At 62.3% G+C, this 22,925-nt stretch carries 23 protein-coding genes and 1 tRNA gene; 11 read left to right on the plus strand and 13 right to left on the minus strand.

Annotated elements, in window-relative coordinates:
• Positions 1 to 85: 85 nt before the first annotated feature.
• Entirely contained in the window at positions 86 to 466 is a 381-nt protein-coding gene (locus DFR46_RS13820; protein WP_116236972.1) for a VOC family protein, read from the minus strand.
• A gap of 30 nt (positions 467 to 496) precedes the next feature.
• Positions 497 to 1,606 (minus strand): S-(hydroxymethyl)glutathione dehydrogenase/class III alcohol dehydrogenase, encoded by a 1,110-nt coding sequence (locus tag DFR46_RS13825; protein ID WP_116236973.1) that lies wholly within the window; start codon positions 1,604 to 1,606, stop codon positions 497 to 499.
• A 226-nt stretch (positions 1,607 to 1,832) separates the two neighbouring features.
• On the opposite strand from DFR46_RS13825, the gene DFR46_RS13830 reads away from it, so the two are divergent.
• Positions 1,833 to 2,588, plus strand: coding sequence for an SDR family oxidoreductase (locus tag DFR46_RS13830; protein WP_116236974.1), 756 nt, complete (start codon positions 1,833 to 1,835; stop codon positions 2,586 to 2,588).
• Positions 2,589 to 2,647: 59 nt separating this feature from the next.
• Here the strand turns inward: DFR46_RS13830 and DFR46_RS13835 are convergent.
• The 4 genes from DFR46_RS13835 to dapB all read right to left on the minus strand — a co-directional run bounded on the left by DFR46_RS13835 (position 2,648) and on the right by dapB (position 4,827).
• Positions 2,648 to 2,724: transfer RNA gene (locus DFR46_RS13835), tRNA-Arg, on the minus strand.
• Between the two features lie 71 nt (positions 2,725 to 2,795).
• Positions 2,796 to 3,203 carry a hypothetical protein gene (locus tag DFR46_RS13840; RefSeq protein WP_116236975.1) on the minus strand — a complete coding sequence of 136 codons (408 nt, stop codon included), beginning with the start codon at positions 3,201 to 3,203 and terminating at the stop codon, positions 2,796 to 2,798.
• 49 nt (positions 3,204 to 3,252) lie between these two features.
• Complete coding sequence (gene nth / locus DFR46_RS13845; RefSeq protein WP_116236976.1) at positions 3,253 to 3,912, minus strand: endonuclease III; 660 nt, start codon at positions 3,910 to 3,912, stop codon at positions 3,253 to 3,255.
• A gap of 189 nt (positions 3,913 to 4,101) precedes the next feature.
• Positions 4,102 to 4,827, minus strand: a complete 726-nt coding sequence (gene dapB, locus DFR46_RS13850; RefSeq protein ID WP_116236977.1) for a 4-hydroxy-tetrahydrodipicolinate reductase — start codon at positions 4,825 to 4,827, stop codon at positions 4,102 to 4,104.
• A 162-nt stretch (positions 4,828 to 4,989) separates the two neighbouring features.
• Between dapB and DFR46_RS13855 the strand changes: the two genes are divergently transcribed.
• Positions 4,990 to 5,700 (plus strand): NAD-dependent deacylase, encoded by a 711-nt coding sequence (locus DFR46_RS13855; RefSeq protein ID WP_116236978.1) that lies wholly within the window; start codon positions 4,990 to 4,992, stop codon positions 5,698 to 5,700.
• 1 nt (position 5,701) lies between these two features.
• Here the strand turns inward: DFR46_RS13855 and era are convergent, their stop codons facing one another.
• The 3 genes from era to lepB are packed head-to-tail and all read right to left on the minus strand — an operon-like array spanning position 5,702 to position 8,275.
• Entirely contained in the window at positions 5,702 to 6,607 is a 906-nt protein-coding gene (gene era, locus DFR46_RS13860) for a GTPase Era (RefSeq protein WP_116236979.1), read from the minus strand.
• The gene (rnc, locus tag DFR46_RS13865; protein WP_116236980.1) at positions 6,604 to 7,275 is read right to left on the minus strand and encodes a ribonuclease III; all 672 of its coding nucleotides are present in this window, start codon (positions 7,273 to 7,275) and stop codon (positions 6,604 to 6,606) included. The genes era and rnc overlap by 4 nt, the downstream gene beginning before the upstream one ends.
• Before the next feature lie 37 nt (positions 7,276 to 7,312).
• Positions 7,313 to 8,275 carry a signal peptidase I gene (gene lepB, locus DFR46_RS13870; protein WP_245953865.1) on the minus strand — a complete coding sequence of 321 codons (963 nt, stop codon included), beginning with the start codon at positions 8,273 to 8,275 and terminating at the stop codon, positions 7,313 to 7,315.
• Positions 8,276 to 8,350: 75 nt separating this feature from the next.
• Here lepB and DFR46_RS13875 point away from each other — a divergent pair, with 75 nt between their 5' ends.
• From DFR46_RS13875 to gorA, 5 genes are all read left to right on the plus strand, one after another.
• Positions 8,351 to 9,010, plus strand: coding sequence for a CREC-EF hand family protein (locus DFR46_RS13875; RefSeq protein ID WP_162843481.1), 660 nt, complete (start codon positions 8,351 to 8,353; stop codon positions 9,008 to 9,010).
• A gap of 140 nt (positions 9,011 to 9,150) precedes the next feature.
• Complete coding sequence (locus DFR46_RS13880) at positions 9,151 to 9,870, plus strand: response regulator (RefSeq protein WP_116236981.1); 720 nt, start codon at positions 9,151 to 9,153, stop codon at positions 9,868 to 9,870.
• A complete protein-coding gene (locus DFR46_RS13885; RefSeq protein ID WP_116236982.1) occupies positions 9,867 to 11,243 on the plus strand; it encodes a HAMP domain-containing sensor histidine kinase in 1,377 nt (458 codons plus the stop codon). The genes DFR46_RS13880 and DFR46_RS13885 overlap by 4 nt, the downstream gene beginning before the upstream one ends.
• Before the next feature lie 53 nt (positions 11,244 to 11,296).
• Positions 11,297 to 12,799, plus strand: coding sequence for a glucose-6-phosphate isomerase (pgi, locus tag DFR46_RS13890; RefSeq protein WP_116236983.1), 1,503 nt, complete (start codon positions 11,297 to 11,299; stop codon positions 12,797 to 12,799).
• Between the two features lie 108 nt (positions 12,800 to 12,907).
• Positions 12,908 to 14,257 (plus strand): glutathione-disulfide reductase, encoded by a 1,350-nt coding sequence (gorA, locus tag DFR46_RS13895; RefSeq protein WP_116236984.1) that lies wholly within the window; start codon positions 12,908 to 12,910, stop codon positions 14,255 to 14,257.
• Here gorA and DFR46_RS13900 read toward each other — a convergent pair.
• Together DFR46_RS13900 and DFR46_RS13905 are read right to left on the minus strand one after the other, a co-directional pair.
• Positions 14,254 to 15,252, minus strand: coding sequence for a phosphatase PAP2 family protein (locus DFR46_RS13900; protein ID WP_116236985.1), 999 nt, complete (start codon positions 15,250 to 15,252; stop codon positions 14,254 to 14,256). The genes gorA and DFR46_RS13900 overlap by 4 nt on opposite strands.
• A gap of 89 nt (positions 15,253 to 15,341) precedes the next feature.
• Positions 15,342 to 16,481, minus strand: coding sequence for an NAD(P)/FAD-dependent oxidoreductase (locus DFR46_RS13905; protein ID WP_116236986.1), 1,140 nt, complete (start codon positions 16,479 to 16,481; stop codon positions 15,342 to 15,344).
• Positions 16,482 to 16,577: 96 nt separating this feature from the next.
• Here DFR46_RS13905 and DFR46_RS13910 point away from each other — a divergent pair, with 96 nt between their 5' ends.
• Both DFR46_RS13910 and DFR46_RS13915 read left to right on the plus strand, forming a co-directional pair.
• On the plus strand, positions 16,578 to 17,072 hold the full coding sequence (locus tag DFR46_RS13910; RefSeq protein ID WP_116236987.1) for a hypothetical protein: 495 nt from the start codon (positions 16,578 to 16,580) through the stop codon (positions 17,070 to 17,072).
• Between the two features lie 76 nt (positions 17,073 to 17,148).
• Positions 17,149 to 18,165 carry an NAD-dependent epimerase/dehydratase family protein gene (locus DFR46_RS13915; protein WP_116236988.1) on the plus strand — a complete coding sequence of 339 codons (1,017 nt, stop codon included), beginning with the start codon at positions 17,149 to 17,151 and terminating at the stop codon, positions 18,163 to 18,165.
• Positions 18,166 to 18,345: 180 nt separating this feature from the next.
• On the opposite strand, the gene DFR46_RS13920 is transcribed toward DFR46_RS13915, so the two are convergent.
• Positions 18,346 to 19,182: a sterol desaturase family protein gene (locus DFR46_RS13920; RefSeq protein WP_116236989.1), complete on the minus strand. Its 837-nt coding sequence runs from the start codon at positions 19,180 to 19,182 to the stop codon at positions 18,346 to 18,348.
• Between the two features lie 111 nt (positions 19,183 to 19,293).
• On the opposite strand from DFR46_RS13920, the gene DFR46_RS13925 reads away from it, so the two are divergent.
• Positions 19,294 to 19,995: a Crp/Fnr family transcriptional regulator gene (locus DFR46_RS13925; RefSeq protein WP_147297697.1), complete on the plus strand. Its 702-nt coding sequence runs from the start codon at positions 19,294 to 19,296 to the stop codon at positions 19,993 to 19,995.
• Here the strand turns inward: DFR46_RS13925 and acs are convergent.
• On the minus strand, positions 19,992 to 21,932 hold the full coding sequence (acs, locus tag DFR46_RS13930) for an acetate--CoA ligase (protein ID WP_116236991.1): 1,941 nt from the start codon (positions 21,930 to 21,932) through the stop codon (positions 19,992 to 19,994). The two genes, DFR46_RS13925 and acs, sit on opposite strands and share 4 nt — an antisense overlap.
• Before the next feature lie 177 nt (positions 21,933 to 22,109).
• Here acs and DFR46_RS13935 point away from each other — a divergent pair, with 177 nt between their 5' ends.
• The gene (locus DFR46_RS13935; RefSeq protein WP_162843482.1) at positions 22,110 to 22,886 is read left to right on the plus strand and encodes a type II secretion system protein N; all 777 of its coding nucleotides are present in this window, start codon (positions 22,110 to 22,112) and stop codon (positions 22,884 to 22,886) included.
• Positions 22,887 to 22,925: the final 39 nt, after the last annotated feature.

A 22,925-nucleotide genomic window follows, 5' to 3' on the forward strand; every position in this document is an offset into this window, starting at 1 on the left:
TCGTCGCCGCCTTTTGTGCGGTCGTTCGTCACGGGGTGGAAGCTAGCCGATCAGGCGCGAAATGCCAGCCGGTTTCTTTCGGGGCTCAGCCCATCCGGTGCATCGCGCACACCTTGTTGCCGGCGGGGTCGCGCAGATAGGCGAGGTAAAGCTTCATGCCGTTATTCTCGCGCACGCCGGGAGGATCCTCGATCGCTGTGCCGCCATTGTCGAGACCGGCCTTGTGCCAGGCGTCGGCCTGTTCCGGGTTTTCCGCAGCGAATCCGATCGTCGAGCCATTGCCGCAACTGGCTGGCTCGCCGTCGATAGGCTGGCTCAGCATGAAAATGCCGCCATTGTGAATATACATCACCCGGCCCTTGGGATCGACAATGCCTTCGCGGCCGCCCAGCGCCTGGAACGCCGCGTCGTAGAATTTCTTGGACGCATCCATATCGTCGGCGCCGAGCATTACATGTGAAAACATAGATATTTCTCCTTGGGGTAAATGCTGTTTCTAATAGACCACGACGCTGCGGATGCTTTCGCCCGCATGCATCAGATCGAATCCCTTGTTGATCTCCTCGAGGCTCAATGTGTGGGTGATCATCGGATCGATGGCAATCTTCCCGTTCATGTACCAGTCGACAATTTTGGGCACATCGGTCCGGCCGCGCGCGCCGCCAAAGGCTGTGCCTTTCCAGACCCGCCCGGTGACGAGCTGGAACGGCCGCGTGGCGATTTCCTTGCCGGCCTCGGCCACGCCGATGATGATGCTTTCGCCCCAGCCCCGGTGGCAGGCTTCCAGCGCCTGGCGCATGACATCGGTGTTGCCGGTGCAATCGAAGGTGTAGTCCGCGCCGCCATCGGTCAGCTCGACGAGAAACTGGACGATATCGCCATCCACTTTTGCCGGATTGACGAAGTGGGTCATGCCGAACTTGCGGCCCCATTCCTCGCGATCGTCGTTGATATCGACGCCGATGATCTTGTCCGCGCCCACCATCTTCGCGCCCTGCAGCACATTGAGGCCGATTCCGCCCAACCCGAACACGATCACATTCGCGCCCGGCTCCACCTTCGCCGTGTTGGTGACCGCGCCAACGCCCGTCGTCACGCCGCAGCCGATATAGCAGCTCGTCTCGAACGGTGCGTCCTCGCGGATTTTCGCGACCGCGATTTCGGGCAGCACGGTGAAGTTGGAGAAGGTCGAGCAGCCCATATAGTGGTGGATCGTCTGGCCCTTGTAGCTGAACCGGCTGGTCCCGTCGGGCATGAGCCCCTGGCCCTGGGTTGCGCGGATCGCCGTGCACAGGTTGGTCTTGCCGGAGAGGCAGCTTTTGCACTGGCGGCATTCGGGTGTGTAGAGCGGGATAACGTGATCGCCGGGCGCGACGGATGTGACGCCCGCGCCGACCTCGCGGACGATGCCTGCGCCCTCATGCCCGAGAACGGAGGGAAACAGCCCCTCGCTGTCCAGACCGTCCAGCGTATAGGCGTCGGTATGGCAGATGCCGGTCGCCATGATCTCGACAAGAACCTCGCTGGCCTTGGGTCCTTCCAGATCCAGTTCGACAATTTCGAGTGGCTTCTTCGGCTCGAAGGCCACGGCGGCACGGGTTTTCATGGAGCGTTTCTCTTTCTCGGGACGATGCGATTGTAATGGCATTACCGAAAGCCAAAGGACAAATGCAATCTGTTTAACGCAAGGATCGGCGACCCGAATCCCGCTTTACGGTTCGCGCAATTTCCGCGCCGGCATGTTTTGTTTCGAGAGCAATAAACGGAGTTTCTTCCATCCGGTTCGCTGCCATCCGGCCCCCAGACATAGTGGAAAAAGGGAACAGGCCGACATGCAGCTTTCTGATAAATCGATCATCATCACCGGGGCCAGCAGCGGCATAGGCGCCGCTGCGGCGTTGCTGTTCGCCAGCGAAGGCGCGAACGTCGTGCTTGGTGCACGCCGCGAAGCCGAACTCGATGCCCTGGTCGCGCGGATCCGGGCGGAGGGTGGTTCCGCCGTCTCTCTGGCGGGCGATGTGACGGAAGATTCCTATTCAAAGGCGCTGGTCGACCTTGCTGTCGATACCTTCGGCCGGCTTGACGGTGCGTTCAATAATGCCGGGATCATGGGCGAAATCGCCTCCGTTCCCGCTATGGAGGCTGCCAACTGGAACCTTGTTCTCGCGACGAATCTGACAAGCGCCTTTTTCGCCGCCAAACACCAGATCACCGCCATGGCCGCGGCGGGGGGCGGTTCGATCCTGTTTACCTCCTCCTTTGTCGGCCATGCCAATGCGGGCATGCCGGGGATGGGGGCCTATGCGGCATCGAAAGCGGGCCTTATCGGCCTGGCCTACGCGCTGGCCGCCGAACACGGGCCTGAAAAAGTGCGGGTGAACGCGCTGCTCCCCGGCGGCACAAGAACCGCCATGGCCGGCGAAGATCCGGACGTTCATGAAACCATCGCCAGCCTTCACCCGCTCGGGCGGATGGCGGAACCCGAAGAGATCGCCCAGTCGGCGCTGTTCCTGCTGTCGGACCGTGCAAGCTTCGTAACGGGTAGCGCCATGACCGCGGATGGCGGAGTTTCCATCAGGCTGACCTGATGGGGAGCGGATTTTGGGGCGATCCGGATTCCTGTTCTCGGCGGAAGGAGCGGAAAAGCTGGCGCACCCGAGAGGATTCGAACCTCTGGCCTCTGCCTTCGGAGGGCAGCGCTCTATCCAGCTGAGCTACGGGTGCGTGCGCAGAGCGCCTAGCAGGAAGTGTTCGGGCCTGCCAGCCTGTTTTTGCCCGATCTCAGGTCAGCGGGTTCAGTCGCGTTCGGGGAGTTCGATCGGCTGGAACTGGCCGAGGCCGCAACTCGGGCCGCTCATTCCGCCGCCGCCCGTGCGGACCACAGTGATGATATCCGTCGAGCACAGCCGGCTCAGCGACGTTTCGTAGGAAAAGCTCTCCTCGAACCCCAGGCCGCTGCAGCGATGGGGCAGCGTGTTCCGGTAAATCTCTCCGCCATTCATGTGAAAATCGATCGTGCGGTCGTCATGAACGCGCGTGTTGCGAATCCGGCTGAGCGGGATGCAGCTGACCGGTTCGCCGGTCTCCCGCGCCTGTTGCCAGCGGGGCAGCTCGTCTTCCGCGGAAGAGGCGGCCGGGATAGCGAGAGCGGCAATGGCGATTGCGGCTCCGGCTGCCGGAAAAGCAAGAAATGATCTGCGCATGACTGTCTCCTTGAACTATCCGAATAGCGCCGGGCAGATGAACGGCAGTTTAAGCGTTCTTCCGCTTGCCAGCGGGTTCGCCCGTTTTCGGCTTGAAGTTACAAAATTCGGAGATCGAGCAGCGCCAGCATTCCGGCGTCCGCGCCTTGCAGATATAGCGTCCGTGTAGGAGTATCCAGTGATGCGCATGCCGTTTGAAATCGTCCGGAGTTACCTTCTCGAGCTTCTGTTCGACGGCGAGAGGCGTCTTGCCCGGTGCGAGGCCTGTGCGGTTGGAAACCCGGAAGATATGCGTGTCGACGGCGATGGTGTGCTCACCAAAGGCCTCGTTGAGCACCACATTGGCCGTCTTGCGGCCCACGCCGGGCAGCCGTTCGAGCGCCTCGCGATTGCGCGGCACTTCGCCGCCATGCTCCTCGGCCAGCATGGCCGCGGCCTTGATGACATTCTTCGCCTTGGTGTTGAAAAGGCCCACCGTCTTGATGTGTTCCTTCAGACCTTCTTCGCCAAGCGCAAGCATCTGCTCGGGCGTCGTCACCTGTTCGAACAGTTTTTTCGTCGCCTTGTTTACGCCGATATCCGTGGCCTGCGCCGAGAGCGCAACGGCGACCAGCAGGGTGTAGGGATTGACGTAATTGAGCTCCGTCTCGGGCTCGGGGTTATTCTCGGAAAGCCGGTGAAAGAGTTCATAGATATCGGCTTTTTTCATCGTCGGTTGTCCTATTTGTCAGAATTTCCATCGCAGGAAATCGCCGCAAGATGTCTGTCAGATTCAACCTGTCGGTTGAGCACCGCATCGGCCCACACCCCCACCCGGCCTCCCATAGAATATACTGAGTGGGAGGCCGGGTAGGGGTGTGGGCCGGTGCGGTGCCTGAGCATAGCGAAGGTCTGACAATCAAAGCCCCAGCACATCGCCCATCGTATACCGTCCGGGCTCTTTGTCGGCGAGCCACAGGGCCGCCTTGATCGCCCCGCGGGCGAAGATTTCACGGCTTTCGGCGCGGTGACCCAGTTCGATGCGTTCGCCTTCCGCGGCAAGGACGACCTGATGATCGCCGGCGACCGACCCGCCCCGCAAACTCGCAAAACCGATCGCACCTTCCGTGCGGGCGCAATCGAGCCCGGCCCGGCCTTCTTCGGCGACTTCGCCGAGGGTCGTCTTGCGGCCCGCCGCCGCTGCTTCGCCGAGCAGCAGGGCGGTTCCCGACGGCGCGTCGACCTTGTGCCGGTGATGCATCTCGACGATCTCGATATCCCATTCGGTGCCGAGCCGCGCGGCGGCGTCGCGCACGAGATGGGCGAGCAGGTTTACGCCGAGCGACGTGTTCGCGGCCTGGAGAATAGCGATGTCCTTCGCGGTCGCGTCGATCAGTGCATGATGGCTGTCTGCCAGCCCGGTCGTGCCGACAACAAGGGGCGTTTGCGCGGTGCGCGCGGCGGCAAGGGTGGCCTCCAGCGCGCCGGGCGCGGAGAAATCGACGAGCACATCGCTGCCGGCCGCCAGGCCGGCAACATCGCCGCCCGCATCGACTCCGCCCGCATGGCCGGCGCTACCGTCCAGAAGCGCGGCGATCGTCCGGCCCATCCGTCCTTCGCTGCCGATAATGCCGATCTGTTTCATTTTCTCTCTTCTCGCATCCTGTTCGCATCACATCCCATAAGGCCGGGCCTTTGTCAGTATCCGATTTGAGGGGGCGTCGCGTTCTGGATGGGGAATGGCAGAATTCGGCCTGGCATGACAGACTCCCTTGTTCATTTTTGGAGGAACCGTATCTAGAGCCCGATGAAGGATGTCCGCGATATCGTGGTCCTGACCGGGGCCGGCATTTCCGCCGAAAGCGGCGTGCCGACCTTTCGCGGGCCCGACGGCCTGTGGGAGGGGCAGCGGGTCGAGGATGTGGCAACACCCGAAGCCTTTCAGCGGAATCCCGATCTCGTCCTGAATTTCTACGATCAACGCCGCGCAAAGCTCCGCGCGGTCGAGCCCAACCCGGCGCATCTGGCGCTGGGTCGGCTGGATGCCGAATGGAAGGGTAGGCTGCTCATCGTGACGCAGAATGTCGACGACCTGCATGAGCGCGGCGGGGCGAAGCGGCTGCTGCATATGCATGGCGAGCTGAAATCCGGCTGGTGCCTGGCCTGCGGCGCGCGGCATGTGTTCGAGGGAAAGATGGCCGGCGGGCCGCCTTGCCCGGCCTGCGAGACGAGCGGCCATGTCCGCCCCGATATCGTCTGGTTCGGGGAGATGCCCTACCGGATGGACGAAATCGACGCCGCGATCGCCACATGCGACCTGTTCGTGTCGATCGGCACTTCGGGCGCCGTCTATCCCGCCGCCGGTTTTGTGCAGAGCGCCCGGCACTATGGCGCGCGAACGCTGGAACTCAATCTCGACCCGAGCGAGGGCAGCATCTTTTTCGAGGAAAGCCGGATGGGGCGGGCAGGGGAGCTTGTGCCGCGATGGGTGGATGAGGTGCTGGGTACCGCCAGTTGATTTATTCCACCCAATCGAGCCCGATGTCCCGGTAGAGCGTCTGGTCCTCTTCCCAGTCGGGTTTCACCTTTACGTGCAGGAACAGGTGGACCTTGCAGCCCAGTATTTCGCCCAGTTCCTCGCGGGACTTCTGGCCGATTTCCTTGATGCGGCTGCCGCCCTTGCCGAGCACGATGGCTTTTTGCGTCGGCCGGGCGACCAGGATTTGCTGGCGGATCTCGACCGACCCATCCTTGCGTTCGGTATAGCTCTCGGTGTCGACGGCGCTGGCATAGGGCAGTTCGTTGCGCAGCTGATGATAAAGCTGTTCGCGCGTCACTTCGGCGGCGAGCAGGCGCTGGCTGGCGTCCGACACCTGGTCCGCCGGGAAATGCCACATGCCCTCGGGCATGGCTTCCACCAGCGCCTTTTTAAGATCGTCCACGCCGTCGCCGGTCGTAGCCGAAACGAAAAATGTGTCCACGGGGTCGAGCAGCGCGTTGAGCCCTGCGGCAAGGCGGAGCAGCTCGTCCTTCTTTGCGATATCGACCTTGTTGAGGACCAGCAGCTTGGGCTCGGGGCGTTTTCTGAGGCTCTCCACCATCGCCTCGATCCCGCCCTTGAGGCCTGCTTTTGCGTCGATGATCAGCGCGATCAGGTCGGCACCCTCCGCGCCACCCCAGGCGGCGGAGACCATGGCCCGGTCCAGCCGGCGTTTTGGCGCGAAGATGCCGGGCGTGTCGATCAGCACGATCTGGGTATCGTCTTCGACAAGGATCCCCATAAGGCGTGTGCGTGTCGTTTGCGCCTTGGCGCTGGTTATCGCGACCTTCTGGCCGATCAGCGTGTTGACGAGCGTCGACTTGCCCGCATTGGGCGCGCCGACAATGGCCACGAAGCCGCAATGGTGGTTATTGATATCGCTCAACTCAGTTTCTCCAGCAGCGCCTTGGCGGCGGCTTTCTCGGCCTCCTGTTTCGAGGACCCTTCGGCCTCAGCATGGTCGCGGTTCGGAATTTCGACGCGCATCCGGAAATGCGGATTATGGGCCGGGCCGCTGCGGTCTGCGATCGTATAGACGGGCGGCTTGCAGCGATTGGCGGCGGCCCATTCCTGCAGCGCGCTCTTGGGATGTTGCGGCGCGCGGTCCATTTCTTCGACCCGGCTTTCCCAGCGCCGGTAGACGAAGGAGCGGGCGGTATCGAAGCTGCCATCGAGATACAGCGCGCCGATCAGCGCTTCGACGACATCGCCGAGCACATTGTCGCTGTCTGCGCTGCCATCGTCGCGCGCCTGTTTGCCGAGGCGGATATGCGCGGCAACGCCGATCTCCCGGCCGATCGCGGCGCAGGTGCTGCGCGAGACGAGCGCGGCGAGCCGGCTGTTGAGCTGGCCCTCGGGGTCATTCTCATGCCGCTCGTAAAGCCAGGTCGACACGATCAGGCCGAGCACCCGGTCGCCGAGAAATTCGAGCCGCTGATAATCGGGCTCGTCCATGCTCGGATGGGTAAGGGCGCGGGCGAATATCGCGGTGTCATGCGGCGTATGGCCAAGCGTATCGGCCAGCCAGGTCGAGGTTTCTGGATTGTCGTTCATCGGGTGGGTCTTTAGCGAGGGTGAGCCGCAAGCGCTATTAAAACCCGCTGCCGATCCTGTCCCATCGGGTCGCGCTGAACCAGCTGATCGGGTTGATCCAGCTTGCCGACCCGTCGGTCGACCAGAAGATTACCAGCGCCCGGCCAATAATATTCTCTTCGGGCACGAATCCGATGCCACCGCCCGGCACGGCGGGAAAGCGGCTGTCCGCGCTGCGATCGCGATCGTCGCCCATCAGGAAATAATGGCCTGCGGGAACGATGAATTCCTGGGTTGTATCGGCGGTGCTGTCGCCCGCATCGAGCACCAGATAGCTTCGGCCGCCGGGCAGGGTTTCCCGGTAACGCGGCGTGTAACAGACGAGCGAGCCGTCATCTGCGCTTTCCAGCCGGCTGTTGCTTCCCGGTTCACTGGCGCAGGTGCCCGCATCGTCCACCGGTTCGGCAAAAACGGGGGCGGTCTCGCGGGCAACCGCTTCGCCGTTAAGGTGTAACTCTCCGGCGATCATCTGTACCCGGTCTCCCGGCAATCCGATGACGCGCTTTATGTAGCTGCTGGCCGGTACCGCTGGGGACCGGAAAACGACGATCTCGCCACGGTCCGGCCGGCCGTTGCCGATCCTGCCGTGGATGAATTCGGGCGCGAAGGGAAAGCTGTACCGCGAATAGCCATAGGGCCATTTCGCGACGAACAGATAGTCTCCGACCAGCATGGTCGGCGTCATCGAGCGTGACGGGATGTTGAAGGGCGCGATAACCAGGCTGCGCACAAGTATCGCCAGGATCGCCAGTGAGACGATGAACCGCACCCAGCCGAACAGCGTTCGCCGATAGGGCTGACCCGGCGGGGGCCGCGGCGAACCGTCGCCGGTCTTCTCGTCCAGTTCCCTGAGCATCGCGGGCGATGTCGACGAGGCGCGCGCTCCGGTCAACCCCGGGAAAAGAGAGCTTTGCGACAATTTGCGACACTTTTCACGCCATTCGGCAAATCTCTGCGACAATCATCGTCTATTCCTTTGTGCCGTGGCGGAGGAAAAGTCCGCCGGATGGAACCGTTTACAGCTAGGAAGATCCCCATGATGATCACCAAAAAGACTATGACTATCGGTGTAGGAACCGCCGCCCTTATCGTTGCCGGCGCGGCTCTTGCCCAGCCGGGCGGCATGCGCGCCGATGAAAATGGCGACGGCAATGTGACCCGCGCCGAACTCAATACGTCCCTCGACGAACGTTTTTCCCGTGCCGATGCGAACAGCGACGGCGCGATCGATGCCAGCGAGCGCGAGGCGATGCGCAGCGAGCGCCGCCGGCACCGCGGTGAGCGTCGTGGCCGGCATGGCGGCGAGAGCCGTCGCGGAGGTCGCCGCGGGCACGGGCCGCGCATGGAGCGGCTCGACACCAATGGCGATGGCGTTGTGACCCGCGACGAAGCCCTTGCTCCGGCTCTGGCTCGTTTCGACCGGGCGGATGCCAATAGCGACGGACAGATTGACGAAGCCGAGCGGACGGCGATGCGCGAGCAGCGTCGGGCCCGCCGCACCGAATGGCGCGCTCAGCGGCGCGCTAACCGCTCCAATCCGGACGCCAATGGCGATGGTCGCATCACCCGCGAGGAATTCGGAACCCGGGCCGTTGAGCGTTTCAACAGCGCCGATGCGGATGGCGACGGCACGGTGACACGCGAAGAACGCCGGGCGGCCCGCGCCGCCCGCCGTGCCGAGCGGCGCGGCGAATAGGTCGCGCTACGTCGGCCTCTTGCTGTGCGCTCCACCCCCTCCCTGATCGGGGCGCGCAGCGTTTGGCGGGCAACCGGTGCCTTCCCTGGCCGGTTGCCCGCCATATCGCTTAAGGGCCCCTGCCGCGCTATGCAGATTTCATGACCAGTCGCCCACACCTCCTGCTTGTCGAAGACGAGCGCAGCATCCGCGATCCGCTTGCCGCGTTTCTGGGCAAGAACGGCTATCGCGTCACCCAGGCAGCGGATGCCGTAGCGGCGCGGCGACACCTGGCCGGCTACGCCATCGATTGCGTGATCTGCGATATCATGATGCCGGGCGAGGATGGCCTCAGCCTGACGCGCCATATTCGCGAGACGAGTGACATTCCGGTAATCCTCCTGACGGCGAAGTCGGAAGAAACCGAACGGATCATCGGCCTGGAAATGGGTGCGGACGATTATGTCGTGAAACCCTTTTCACCGCGCGAGCTGCTGGCGCGGATCAAGGTGATCCTGCGCCGCACCGGCAATGGCGGCATGCGCCAGCGTGCGCCCGACCAGCAAAGTTACGGTTTCGGGGACTGGGTCCTCAAGGCCGGGGAGCGCACGCTTGTCGATCGCGACGGCGTGTCCGTCGCCCTGTCGACGGGGGAGTATCAGCTGCTGCTCGCATTAGTCACCCATCCGCAGCAAGTGCTTACGCGAGATCAGTTGCTCGATCTTACCCAGGGCCGGGAGGCCGGGGCATTCGACCGGGCAATAGACAACCAGATCAGTCGCTTGCGGCGCAAGATTGAGGTCGATCCTAAAACGCCGGAGCTGATCAAGACGGTGTGGGGCGGCGGCTATACGCTCGCGACCGACGTTACCCGATTGTGAAGAAGCTGCTGCCCAAAAGCCTGTTCGGCCAACTGATGTTGCTGGTCGCGCTGGCGCTGTTTGCGGCGCAGGCGATCAATTTCGCGATGCTCGTCAGGGCGGGCGAGCGGCTGCGTTTCGCCGAGGCGGCCGGCCCGGTGGTCGAGCGGACAATTACGGCGGCCGAACGACTGGCGGCGGGCGAACCGCTGCGCGTACGCCATGGTCGCAGGCATCGGCGAGGCGGCGGAAGGATGAGCGTCGGCGCGCAGAGCGCCGTCAGCGCGGAGGGCCTTCCACGTGTCTCCGAATATGAACTAAGGTTGGCAACGATCTTGGAAACAAGCGGAATACATGTCCAAAGGGTCGAGGTCGGGCGGGCCGATATCGCCCAGTTGCGAAATGCGCGAGGCCGTGGCCGACCGATGGGCGAACGCCGTTTCGACAATCGCCGCCCACCGCAGGTTTTTCGCGTTTCCGTACAGCTGGAAGATGGCAGGTGGCTCAACAGCTGGATGCGGATGAGGCCCGGCGGCATAGGCGCGCTTGCCTCGATCGTCGCGCAGACGGTGGTCCTCTACGGCGTCCTGATGCTGGTCCTGTTCCTGTTCGTGCGGCGGGTTTCGCGGCCATTGCGGTCGCTAACGAGCGCGGTCAGCGATTTTACCGACGCCGACCCCAATGAACCGGTAGCTGTCGAAGGACCGCGCGATGTAGCCAGCCTTATCTCCGCATTTAATGCGATGCGCGTGCGGATTGCCGGGATGCTGGGTGAGAAGGATCATATGCTGGGCGCAATAGGGCATGATCTGCGAACACCGCTCGCCGCCCTGCGCATCCACGCCGAAAATGTTTCCGACGAAGGCGAACGGGCGCGAATGGTCGAGACGATCTCCGGCATGACCGAGACGCTCGACGATATCCTCTCGCTTGCCCGTTTGGGACGACCCAATGCGCAGTCGGAAAAGCTGGATCTGACCGCGCTGGTCGACAGCGCGATCGAGGATTTTCGCGTTGTTGGCGCGCCGGTGGAATTCGAGGACAGCGCGCGATTGATCGTCAACGGGCGGTCCAATCTTCTCAAACGGGCGATCCGCAATCTGATCGACAATGCCCTGCGCTATGGCGAGGCGGCGTCGGTTCGCGTTCGGCTGGCTGGCGAACAGGCCGTGGTGGAGATCGACGATAACGGCCCGGGAATCGATCCGGCGGCGCTGGAAACCGTGTTCGAGCCCTTTGCTCGGCTCGACGAATCGCGCAATCGCGAGCAGGGCGGCTCGGGCCTCGGCCTTGCTCTTGCCCGCGCCATCGTTCGCGAACATGGCGGCGAACTGACGCTTGAAAATCTGGCGAGCGGGGGCTTGCGGGCGCGTCTTTCGCTTTCGCTGCCCTAAGGGTAGGCCCCGGGGCGCTTGCCGCCACGCCGTCTGCACGTCAGAAGGGCAATATGTCTGATAGCGAACATTATTGGCAGGCGATTGCCAGCACCAAGCCGCAACGCCTGACCGCCCTTTTCGATACCGATCCTGATCGTCTCGACAGGCTGACTGTCGAGGAAGCGGGTCTCTATTTCGATTTTTCCAAAACGCATCTGGATGGGGCGCTGGTGGAGGCTTTCGAAGGGCTGGCCGGGGCGCAGGAACTGGGGAAAAAGCGTGACGCGCTGTTTGCCGGGGAACCTATCAATATCAGCGAAGGACGGGCGGCCGAGCATATGGCCCAGCGCGGGCAAGGCGCGCCGGACAGCGTGGCCCTCGCCAGGACGCTGCACATGCGGATGCGCGCGCTTATCGATGCGATCGAGGCTGGCGCACTCGGCGAGATCCGGCACATCCTGCACCTGGGGATCGGCGGATCGGCGCTGGGCCCGGATTTCGTGATCGACGCGTTGGGGCGCGACGATCCGGCCTATGATGTCGCGGTGGTTTCAAATGTCGATGGCGCGGCGCTGGAAGGACCGTTCACGCTGTTCGATCCGGAATATACGCTGGTCGTCATTGCCTCGAAAAGCTTTACCACGGCAGAAACCATGCTCAACGCTGAAAGCGCCCTGCAATGGATGCGCAATGCCGGGGTCGTCGATCCGTTCGGCCAGATGGTCGCGCTGACGGCGCAGCCGGATGCAGCTGTAGCATTCGGGATTGACCAGACACGCGTGCTACCCTTCCCGGATACGGTAGGCGGCCGTTATTCGCTCTGGTCTTCGATCGGCTTTCCCATCGCGCTTGCGCTGGGCTGGGAAGCGTTCGAGCAGATGCTTGAAGGGGCCGCGGCGATGGATCGGCATTTCCGGTTCACCGAGTGGAACCGCAACGCGCCCGCGCTCGCCGCTTTCGCCGATCTCTATTATGCGCAGACGCGGCGCGCGGAGACCCGCGCCATATTTGCCTATGAGGAGCGGCTGCGGTTGCTGCCCTCCTATCTCCAGCAGCTCGAAATGGAATCGAACGGCAAGGCGGCAAATGCCGATGGCCAGCCTCTGACCCGGGCCTCATCGCCAATCGTCTGGGGCGGTGTGGGCACCGATGCGCAGCATGCCGTGTTCCAGCTCCTGCATCAGGGAACGCATCTCGTACCGGTGGAGTTCGTGGCCGTGGCGGAAGCGCACGACCACCGCGATCCCGCGCATCACGAGCAATTGCTGGTCAACTGTTTCGCGCAGGGCTCTGCACTCATGACTGGGCGCGCATCGGACGATCCGGCCCGGCATTTTGCAGGAGATCGGCCCTCCAGCACGATCCTCCTCGAGCGGCTCGATCCGGCAAGCCTCGGCGCATTGCTGGCATTTTATGAGCATCGCACCTTCGTCAATGCGGCGCTGCTCGGAATAAATCCCTTCGACCAGTTCGGGGTCGAGCTTGGCAAGGATATCGCCAGGGCCATCGCCGGGGATGAGGATACGCTGGAGCTGGACGCCTCGACCAGAGCGCTGATTGACCGGGCGCTATGAGGCACAAGATGCAATGACGATCACTCTGATCGGTAAAACTCGACTTGCGCGTAACCGATTGCCGCCCCAGTTCGAACCCTTGGCAGACAAAGACAACAGGAAATCCCGATGGCTGATTTTGACTATGACCTTTTTGTAATCGGTGCCGGTTCCGGCGGCGTCCGCGCGGCCCGCGTTTCGGCGGCCTTTGGCGCGAAAGTGGCTATTGCCGAAGAACATAAGGTGGGCGGCACCTGTGTGATCCGTGGCTGCGTTCCCAAGAAACTCTTGGTTTATGGTTCCCATTTTGCCGAGGATATTCATGATGCGCGCCGCTTCGGCTGGAAAGTTTCGGGCGACCCCGAGTTCGACTGGCCGACCCTGCGCGACAATGTCCTTTCCGAAGTCGAGCGGCTGAACGGCATCTATATCAACACGCTCGAAAGCCATGATGTCGAGATTGTCCATGAGCGGGCGACCGTCACCGGCCCCAACGAGGTCACGCTTGCCTCGGGCAAGACGGTTACTGCTGGCAAGATTCTGATCGCCACCGGGGCCTGGCCGTTCAAGCCGGATTTTCCGGGCGTCGAACACACGATCAGTTCCAACGAGGTCTTTCACCTCGAAACCCTACCCAAGCGCGTGCTGATCGCGGGTGCCGGCTATATCGCCAACGAATTCGCCGGGATCTTCAACGAATTTTCCTGCGAAGTGACGCTCATCAACCGCTCCGACGCGATCCTGCGCCAATATGACCAGTCCATCCGCGATCGTCTGCTCGAGATATCCATGCGCAAGGGCATCGACTTCCGGTTCAATGCCGAGTTCGAGAGCATCGAAAAGAATGAAGACGGATCGCTGCATGTCGAGATGAGCAATCATTCGCCGCTCGATGTCGACATGGTGCTGATCGCAACGGGCCGCGTGCCCAACACGAACGGGCTCGGCTTGGAAAATGCCGGAGTCGAGATGGACGAGAAGGGTGCGATCAAGGTCGACGAGTATAGCAAGACGAATGTCGACAGCATCTATGCGGTCGGCGATGTCACCAACCGGGTGCAGCTGACGCCGGTTGCGATCCGCGAAGGCCAGGCTTTCGCCGAAACGGTGTTCAACGACAATCCGAAAACGGTCGACTATCGCTATATCCCGTCGGCCGTGTTCAGCCACCCGCCTATGGCAGCCATCGGCATGACGGAGAGCGAGGCCCGCACGACTTTAGGCAATGTGAAAGTCTATTCATCGGACTTCCGCGCAATGAAGAACGTGCTTGCCGACCGCGACGAACGCGCGCTCTACAAGATGGTCTGCGACGGAGATACAGGTAAAGTCGTCGGGCTCCATATGATCGGCCCGGAATCCGCCGAAATCCTGCAGGCGGCCGCTGTAGCGGTGAAGGCGGGGTTGACCAAGGACGATTTCGACGATGTCGTTGCGCTCCACCCGACCATGGCCGAGGAGCTGGTGCTGCTCAATTAGGCAGCCGGAGCCTTCAGGCGGGCAAATCCGAGTTGCGAAACCCAGTCGGTTGCATCGGATGCCCGCCTTTCAAGGTGTCGTATGATGGCGATCGTCGCAAGGGCCGCGACGATTCCTCCGAGAATGTCGATGCCATAATGGCTGCCATATAGCGGCGTTGCGGCAATCATCGAAAGGTTGATGCCGAGGCTGGGCACCAGCAGGAACAACGATCTCCGGCATGCATAGATAAGAACCACACCCATGGCAGTGTGGAATGACGGGAAGGTCACGAGGCCGGGCAGGCTATCGAGCTCAAGCACGGGCGCTGGCGCCTCACGAAGCATGTTGAGCGACGATATATGGTAGGTGCCGAGACTGTCATGGACATGCTGGAAACCGGCCAGGTCCGGGGCGTAATAGACCATCGCTGCCTGAGCCGGGAAAAACATGCCTAGCGTCATGCACAGGCTGGCAGACACGACGAATAATGCGATAAATTCGAAGCAGGCAGCGCGTCGATCGGGAAAAAGTGCGAGAAGAAGAAAGAAGAAGATCGAGTAACCATTCAAACCGGTATAGGTCCAGTTCATGATCGAAAGCAGCCAGCGCTGCCCGTCAAGCCAGCGGATATAGGCGTGCCAGTCAAATCTGATCATGCTGTCCAGCTGACTCAAAGTTGCGTCTGCCCAGGGCAGCGCGGTCGTCATGCTGAGATGGTTGAACAATCGCAGCGTCGGCCAGGCAACCAGAATGAACGCAAGACCCGTGCAGACAACATATATGGCATCATTGTCTTCGAATCTTTTGGCCCCGAGCAATGCCGCGACGACGAGCGGCATCAGCGAGAAAATTGTGCCGACGGCATTGGCGTCGAGGGCAATTGGCGTCGCGAGGAGCCAAAGGCCGTCGATCAGGGCAAAAATGCCAAGCAGAGCCCATGGCCAGATCGGCCAGTTCCGCCTGTCTGGAATCGGCTGCAATTCCTGGTTCGCGATGAGCCTGCTGTGCTGCATGGAAAAGCCATGTCAGATTTTGGTAAACAGAAGATAAAGACGCTGTTTCCGATACGATAGCCTCTCGGCCCAAATGGCTGAAAAACGATCTAGCGAGTGATGCGCAACCGATCCGGCCTGAGCATCTCTGGTCGCACATCATTCTCCACGAGCGCTTCCGGCCACTCGAGCTCCAGCAGCAACGCTTCCGCTGCCATCGCCATGCCGGGCGAGGTCTGAAGCCCGAAACCGCCTTGCCCGGCCAGCCAGAAAAAGCCGGGTGCATCAGGCGCGTAGCCTGCGACCGGGCTGTGGTCTGGCGCGAACGTCCTGAGGCCCGACCATTTGTGATCGATGCGGCGTATCGGCATTGTCGTTCCCTGTTCGACCCGCCAGGCGGCCAGCGCGACCGTTTCCTCGTCGGGCTGCGCATCGCAGGGCGGCGAGGCGCTCTCGTCCATTGGCGAGGCGAGCAACTGTCCCGATCCTTCGGGCAGCATGTAAAAGCCCTCGCCAACCGTCTTGGTAAATGGCCAGCCGGACACATCCACCCCTTCGGGCGGGCGGAAGGCGATGATGGTGCGCCTGAGAGGCATCAGGCCGAGCGTCCCGACGCTCGCCATCTCCGCTATTGTATCGGCCCAGGCGCCGGCGGCATTGACGATGCGCTTCGCGGCGTAACTTTCGCCGGGCGTATCGACGATCCAGCGCGCACCTTCGCGGCGGATCGCGCCGACCGGAGCGTCGGTCACCAACACTCCGCCGGCGGCGCGCAGAGCGCGGATATTCGCCTGCAGCATGGCGTCGCTGTCGAGCTTGTAGGCGTCGGGATCGAACAGGCCTGCTGCAAACCCTCCATCGCCAATATTCAGGACTGGTACGATATCGCGCAACTCGGCGCCGGGGATCCGCCGGGCTTGGGGCGAATGGGCGAGGGTGGTTTCGGTCAGCCGGTCGAGCTGCTCTTCCTCATCGGCCCGGGCGATGAAGAAGGCCGCCATGCGCCGGGCCAGGGCAGGGTGGTCCCCTTCGGGCGGCGCGGCGAATAGGGTTTTGCTGATCGCGGTCAGCTTGTGGACCAGCCCGTCGCCTATTCCGAAATGGCAGAATGTCGCGCTGCGGCCGGACGAATGATAGCCGGCAGCGCTCTCGCGCTCGAGAACCACTGTCTCGCCATGCCGCGCGATCCTCGCTGCCGCCGAGAGCCCGGCAATGCCGCCGCCGATAAGGACTGTGTCGATAGATCGCATAGGCGGCCTTTATGGCGAATTGCCGGATTTGGAAATGCTATTGTATTATACATGTAATACGGTAATACGGCCATGGATATTAGGGAGGATATTCGAATGAAAGCAGGATCGCTGTTTCTATGGGCCATGCTGGGCGTTTCCTCGGCCGCATCGGCGCAATCGGCGGACGTTACGATCCCCGATGCCATTGCGTTCGGCGCTTCGGTGGACAGCATGACCGAGCGGCTCGCCGGACTGTGCAGCGAGGCGGAATTGCGAACCATCGATCCGCCTGTGCTGCCGGACGTGCAGAACATCCAGCAGCAGATCGATTGCCAGGGATTCGATTATATGGGGGAACCGCGCCTCGCCGAATTCGTCTTCCGCGACGACGCCCTGCAGATGGTCTGGATTCTCGTCGATGCCGACGACCAGGAACGGATCGTCGCCGCCATGCGCGAAGCCTATGGCGAAGACGGGCTGACCACCAGCGATGTTGTCGCATTCCGGGAGCACCGCACGGCATGGCGGTTCGAGCCGCCGGAAGTTCTGTTCTTCTCCGAAGAGCTGCGCCCGGCAATGGAGCGCTTTCTTACGGCTCCGACGGAATGACATCCCGATCGGTTGCGTTGTATTCGGCAGGATAAAGGCATAGTCTTCCCCCGACGCCACAGCGGGAGGGATCGCAATGCCGGGAACCGTACTCGTAACGGGGGGCAGCGGTTATATCGCGGGCTTCACGATCAGGCAGCTGGTGGCCGAGGGCTGGACTGTCCATAGCACGATCCGTTCGCTGGACCGGGAACAGCAGGTTCGCGATATTCTGAACGTCGACAATGCCAAGCTTCGTTTTTTCGCTGCCGATCTAATGGACGATGCGGGTTGGGCCGAGGCGATGGCGGGCTGCACCCATCTCGCCCATCTCGCTTCGCCGCTTCCCAGTGCATCCCCCAGGGATGAGAACGACCTGATCGGGCCGGCGCGAGACGGCGCGCTCCGTGCGCTGAGGTTCGCCAAGGAAGCGGGTGTGAAGCGGGTCGTGATGACCTCGTCCATGGCGGCGATAGCGTACGGCGTAGATCGCGGCGAATATACGTTCAGCGAGAAGGACTGGACCAATCTCGAGCATCCCGATGTCTATCCCTATGTGAAGTCGAAAACGATCTCCGAGCGCGCGGCGCGGGACTGGATGGTAGCCAATGGCGAGGGCATGGAATTCTGCACGATCAATCCGAGCATGGTTCTGGGGCCCATCCTCAGCCCCGATTTTTCGACATCGCTGGAAGCCGTGAAGAAGATGATGGACGGCAGCTTCCCGGGCGCGCCCGATCTTGGATTTTGCGTCGTTGATGTCCGCGATGTGGCAGACCTGCACGTCCGCGCGCTCACCGCCCCGGATATGGACGGCGAACGCTTCTTCGCAGCCGGCAAGTTTTTCAAGCTTCACGACATTGCGATGCTGCTCAAAGAGCGACTGGGGGACGAGGCGAAAAAGGTTCCGTCGCGCAAGCTTCCCGACTGGCTGATGAAGATCGTCGCGATCTGGGATCCCGTAGCGCGGCAGGTAAAGTCCGAACTCGGCAAGGTGCGCCATGCCGATGCCAGCCATGCGAAGGAAAAGCTCGGCTGGCAGACGCGCGACGAGGAACAGACGATCGTCGATACCGCCCGCAGCCTGATCGATAACGGGATAGTGAAGACTTAGTTTGTCAGGCCTTCGGCTTTGCCTCAGGCGCCGTTCCAGCCCTCTCCCCCACCCGGCCTCCCATAGAATATACTGAGTGGGGGAGCGGGCGGAGAAGACACAGGCTCCGGCGGCGCGAGGCGTCGCTGGATGTCATCGGAGGGCGGTGCGGCGATGTTGCGCTAGCGACCTTCTGACCGACTAAACCGTTACCTTCTCAGGGACTTGCGCCTCGGCCGAATTCCCCGTGCTGATCAGCGGCCAGACCAGCATTTCGCCGGTCGATGTCTTGGGCAGGTTTTCCACGCCATAGCTCTCCGGGTAGCGCCGCGTGATCTTTGCCGTACCGAAAAGCACGTCCCAGAAGAACAGCAGGTTGCCGAAATTGCCTTTGTAATTGGTCACGCCGTCGGCCTTGTGGCGGCCGTGATGGGCGTGATGGGTCGAGGGCGTCGAGATGGTCCGCTCGACCACCCACATGACGGGCGAGAGCCAGGCGATCCTGTACAGCGGCTTGTCCCAGGCGACATCGGAATGCGCGCCGATGATCACCGCGAGCTTCACAACGATATAGCCGGCATAGACATAGCCGAGGCCGAGATAGATCAGCACGCCGGAAAACCAGATGCCCGGCATCGTCAGATAATAGAAGATGTTGTTCCGATAGACGAGGCGCACGCTCATATAGCGGCCGTCATGATGGGGACGGTGCAGCTTGTAGAGCAGCGAGAATGTGTGCGCCGCGCGGTGCCACCAATATTGCATCATATCGTCGAACACGAGGAACAGCGCTATGGCGGCAATGATCGGAATACCGGCGAGCGCGCCCGCATATTGGGGAGCGATCTGCCCGGCGATCCAGACGGAACTGAACAGGATGAAAGGCTGGGTCACGAACAGCAGCACGATGGTGCTCACCGCTTCGACGATTCCGTCGCCCCGGGTCTGTTCGGGCTTGCTGAAAAGCCCTGTCCGCCAAAGCTCGATCAGTGCAAATCCGAAATAGATCGCGAGGATCAGGATAGTACTCGTATGCATGACATCCTCTCCCGGGGGCGTTTTGGTATCCGACCGCTTTGCTTCCGATTCTTGCCTTGTGCAGCGACTCGTAGCAGGAAGGACTGATCCTAACTGCCAAGAAGTTTGCAATTGACCGAAACGCCACTTTCCCTATCACTCGGCCAGTTTATCAGCCGAATGCCGGCCGAAATGCGCAGTGCCGTCCAGGCTGCGGGAACGTTGATCCGGTATCGCGACGGTGCGGTCATCCAGCAGCGCGGCGATCGCAAGCCGGGACTCTCCATCATTGTCGAAGGCAGGGTGCGGATGAGCGCGACGGATTCCGAGGGCGAGCGTTCCACCTATATCGTCCATGGCCCCGGCAATGTCTTTGGCGAGATGACGTTGTTTCTCGATATCCCGCGTACGCTGGACGCTGTGGCGGTCGGTGAGACGGCGATCCGGGAAGTCTCTCGTGCCCGGTTCACCCGGCTACTCGATACGCAGCCTGAATTGCGGGATCATCTGCTGGCCAGCCTTGCGCGGCAATTGTCTCTGGCGCTGGAGCGGCTCGACGACCAGCGGCGGCTGCCGGCAGCTATGCGGCTTGCCAAAACGCTGCTCACGCTCGCTGAACCGGATGGCGAAGGGCATGTCGCCCATGGCAGCCAGTCGGGCCTGGCCGAAGCGATTGCCGCAAGCCGGGTGACGACCGGCAAGGCGCTGGCCGAACTGGCGGATGCGGGGCTTGTCAGAACCGGCTATCGCGCCGTGCACATTCGCGATTTGGACGCGCTGAAAGACTGGGTTGCCGAGCGGAGTTTCCTGACGCCGCTTACTGAAGGCGATTAGCCGACCCGGTTCGCCACTAGCTCATCCACCACTGCGGGTTCCGCCAGCGTGCTCGTATCGCCGAGGCTAGAGACATCGCCTTCCGCGATCTTGCGGAGGATGCGCCGCATGATCTTGCCCGAGCGGGTCTTGGGCAAAGCCGGTGTGAACTGGATCGCGTCGGGCCGGGCGATGGGACCGATCTCGGTGCGCACCCAGTCGAGCAGCTCCTTGCGCAGCGCTTCGCTCGGCTCGGTGTTCGCGTTGAGCGTGACATAGGCGTAAATGCCCTGTCCTTTTACGTCATGCGGCATGCCGACGACCGCGGCTTCCGATACGTCCTTGTGGAGCACGAGCGCGCTTTCGACTTCGGCTGTGCCCATCCGGTGGCCCGAGACGTTGATAACATCGTCGACCCGGCCGGTGATCCAGTAATAGCCATCTTCGTCGCGGCGGCAGCCGTCTCCGGTGAAATATCTACCGGGAAAGGTGGTGAAATAGGTGTCGAAGAAGCGCTTGTGATCGCCGTATACGGTGCGCATCTGGCCAGGCCAGGAGCGGGTGATGCACAGATTGCCCTCTGTGGCGCCATGGAGAATTTCTCCCTCGCCATCGACGATCTGCGGTTCCACGCCGAAGAAAGGCTTGGTCGCGCTGCCGGGTTTGAGGTCGGTCGCGCCAGGCAGCGGCGCGATCATCGCCGCGCCCGTTTCGGTCTGCCACCAGGTGTCGACGATCGGGCAGCGTTGTTCGCCCACGATATTGTAATACCAGCGCCAGGCCTCCGGATTGATGGGTTCGCCGACCGTGCCGAGCAGGCGGATGCTGGCGCGGCTGGTGCGGGTCACATAATCGTCGCCTTCGCGCATCAGGGCGCGCAGCGCGGTCGGCGCGGTGTAGAGAATTTCGACTTTGTGCCGGTCGGCGACTTCCCAGATGCGGCTCGGCGTCGGCCAGTTGGGCACGCCTTCGAACATCAGCGTCGTCGCGCCGTTGGCGAGCGGGCCGTAGACGATATAGCTGTGCCCGGTGACCCATCCGATATCGGCAGCGCACCAGTAAATCTCGCCCGGATTGTAATCGAACACATATTTGTGCGTGAGCGACGCCCAGAGCAGATATCCGCCTGACGTGTGGAGCACACCCTTGGGCTTGCCCGTCGAACCGGACGTGTAGAGAATGAAGAGCGGGTCTTCGGCGCCCATCGGTTCGGGCGGGCAATCGGCTTCCACTGTCTCGGCCGCTTCATGATACCAGACGTCCCGGCCTTCCGTCATGTCGACATCGCCGCCCGTTACGCGGACGGTGATGACCTTTTTGAGGCTGGTCGTGTGCTGGGCGGCCTTGTCGACATTGGCCTTGAGCGCGACGGTCTTGCCGCCGCGCCGGCCTTCGTCTGCAGTGATGACATGGGTGCTGTCGCAATCGGTGATCCGGCCGGCCAGCGCTTCGGGAGAGAAGCCGCCGAACACCACCGAATGGACCGCGCCGATCCGCGCGCAGGCGAGCAGCGCGAAGGCGGCCTCCGGGACCATCGGCAGATAGATGGTGACCCGGTCGCCGCGGCGCACGCCCTGATCCTTGAGCACATTGGCGAAACGGCACACCTGTTCGTGGAGCTGCTTGTAGGTGAAGCTTCTGGAATCCTCGCTGGGGTCATCGGGTTCCCAGATGATCGCCACAGCATCGCCGCGCGTTTCCAGATGCCGGTCGATGCAATTGGCCGACACGTTGAGCTGCCCGTCGGTGAACCAGTTGATATGGAAATCGCTTGCGTCGAAACTCCAGTCACCGGATATTTCGGGCCGCTTGATCCAGTCCAGTGTGCGTGCCTGTTCCAGCCAGAAACTTCCGGGGTCGGCCAGCGACCGCCCATATTGCAATTCATATTCCGCCTTGTCGGCATGGGCCCGCTTCGCCCATTCTTCCGGCACAGGGAAAATATCCTGCTCGCTCACCAATTGTCCTCCCGATCTGTTATCCGCCGATAGTGGGGCGAGGGCGGGGGATATAGCAAGCCCGTTTTCCTCATCATCGCGATAGAACAGCTATTGATCCTTGCCTTCTGTCATCACTTCGTCATGTCATACCGGTAGCAGATGCCGGTTTCAGGCTTTGGCCGAGGAGAGCGCAGCATGGCCGATGGACGGCCCGGCCTTTTCCAGTTGGATCGCGATGCCGAAACATCGCCCCGCCGCCTGGCCATGATCGTGGCCGCCGGGCTGGCGGCGCTGTTGCTCCTGCTCTGGCTGTTCAGCGGAGGCGATTCCTCCCCGCACGACACCGCGCAGCCAGCGCCGGTGCCCGCACCTTCCTCCGTATCATCCGCGCCGTCCTCTCCTGCTCCCGTACCGCCGACGGGCTCTGTTGCCGAACTTCGCCTGCACGGCGTGATGGGCACGGGAGAGGATGGCGCGGCCATTGTTTCGACCGGGGCGGGGGCCCAGCGGCTCGTGCGGGTCGGGCGCGATCTCGTTCCGGGCGTTCCGCTGCTCGCCGTGGCGGCGGACCATATTCTCGTGCGGGAGCGCGGGCGCGAGGTGCGACTCTCTTTTGCCGAGGACGGGCAGGGCGGCACGGCTTCGGCCGCCTCGCCGGGGGGCGGTTCCCGGTCCGGTCAGCGCGGCGACGAAGCTTCGCGGCGTGAATCGCTCGAATATCAGGCGGCGCTGGCCCCTGTTCGCGTCGATGGTCGTCATGCCGGCTATCAATTTCGCAGTGGCAGCATGCCGGAAATGTTCCGCGATGCCGGTTTGCAGGACGGCGATGTCGTGCTGCGAGTCGGGGGACTCGGGCTGGAAGATGCCGACGATGTCGCCGGAATTCCCCGCCGCATTCGTCAAAGAGGGCAGGTCGAGATCGAAATATTGCGGGATGGTGAGCGCCGGACAATCATCATGGATGCCCGCTAACGCAGCATGGAAACGCGCCGCGGCACTTTGTGACATTTT

It is taken from the genome of Parasphingopyxis lamellibrachiae (assembly GCF_003385775.1).
GTDB classification, from domain to species: domain Bacteria; phylum Pseudomonadota; class Alphaproteobacteria; order Sphingomonadales; family Sphingomonadaceae; genus Parasphingopyxis; species Parasphingopyxis lamellibrachiae.

What these genes read in the sequence shown, in the direction of transcription:
- DFR46_RS13880 (WP_116236981.1), top strand. Translation starts at nt 9,151, where the DNA reads ATGACCAGTCGCCCACACCTCCTGCTTGTCGAAGACGAGCGCAGCATC.
- nth (WP_116236976.1), bottom strand. Translation starts at nt 3,912, where the DNA reads ATGAAAAAAGCCGATATCTATGAACTCTTTCACCGGCTTTCCGAGAAT.
- gorA (WP_116236984.1), top strand. Translation starts at nt 12,908, where the DNA reads ATGGCTGATTTTGACTATGACCTTTTTGTAATCGGTGCCGGTTCCGGC.
- DFR46_RS13875 (WP_162843481.1), top strand. Translation starts at nt 8,351, where the DNA reads ATGATGATCACCAAAAAGACTATGACTATCGGTGTAGGAACCGCCGCC.
- DFR46_RS13900 (WP_116236985.1), bottom strand. Translation starts at nt 15,252, where the DNA reads ATGCAGCACAGCAGGCTCATCGCGAACCAGGAATTGCAGCCGATTCCA.
- dapB (WP_116236977.1), bottom strand. Translation starts at nt 4,827, where the DNA reads ATGAAACAGATCGGCATTATCGGCAGCGAAGGACGGATGGGCCGGACG.
- DFR46_RS13855 (WP_116236978.1), top strand. Translation starts at nt 4,990, where the DNA reads ATGAAGGATGTCCGCGATATCGTGGTCCTGACCGGGGCCGGCATTTCC.
- rnc (WP_116236980.1), bottom strand. Translation starts at nt 7,275, where the DNA reads ATGAACGACAATCCAGAAACCTCGACCTGGCTGGCCGATACGCTTGGC.
- DFR46_RS13820 (WP_116236972.1), bottom strand. Translation starts at nt 466, where the DNA reads ATGTTTTCACATGTAATGCTCGGCGCCGACGATATGGATGCGTCCAAG.
- DFR46_RS13905 (WP_116236986.1), bottom strand. Translation starts at nt 16,481, where the DNA reads ATGCGATCTATCGACACAGTCCTTATCGGCGGCGGCATTGCCGGGCTC.
- DFR46_RS13840 (WP_116236975.1), bottom strand. Translation starts at nt 3,203, where the DNA reads ATGCGCAGATCATTTCTTGCTTTTCCGGCAGCCGGAGCCGCAATCGCC.
- DFR46_RS13830 (WP_116236974.1), top strand. Translation starts at nt 1,833, where the DNA reads ATGCAGCTTTCTGATAAATCGATCATCATCACCGGGGCCAGCAGCGGC.
- DFR46_RS13920 (WP_116236989.1), bottom strand. Translation starts at nt 19,182, where the DNA reads ATGCATACGAGTACTATCCTGATCCTCGCGATCTATTTCGGATTTGCA.
- pgi (WP_116236983.1), top strand. Translation starts at nt 11,297, where the DNA reads ATGTCTGATAGCGAACATTATTGGCAGGCGATTGCCAGCACCAAGCCG.
- DFR46_RS13910 (WP_116236987.1), top strand. Translation starts at nt 16,578, where the DNA reads ATGAAAGCAGGATCGCTGTTTCTATGGGCCATGCTGGGCGTTTCCTCG.
- DFR46_RS13825 (WP_116236973.1), bottom strand. Translation starts at nt 1,606, where the DNA reads ATGAAAACCCGTGCCGCCGTGGCCTTCGAGCCGAAGAAGCCACTCGAA.
- DFR46_RS13935 (WP_162843482.1), top strand. Translation starts at nt 22,110, where the DNA reads ATGGCCGATGGACGGCCCGGCCTTTTCCAGTTGGATCGCGATGCCGAA.
- DFR46_RS13915 (WP_116236988.1), top strand. Translation starts at nt 17,149, where the DNA reads ATGCCGGGAACCGTACTCGTAACGGGGGGCAGCGGTTATATCGCGGGC.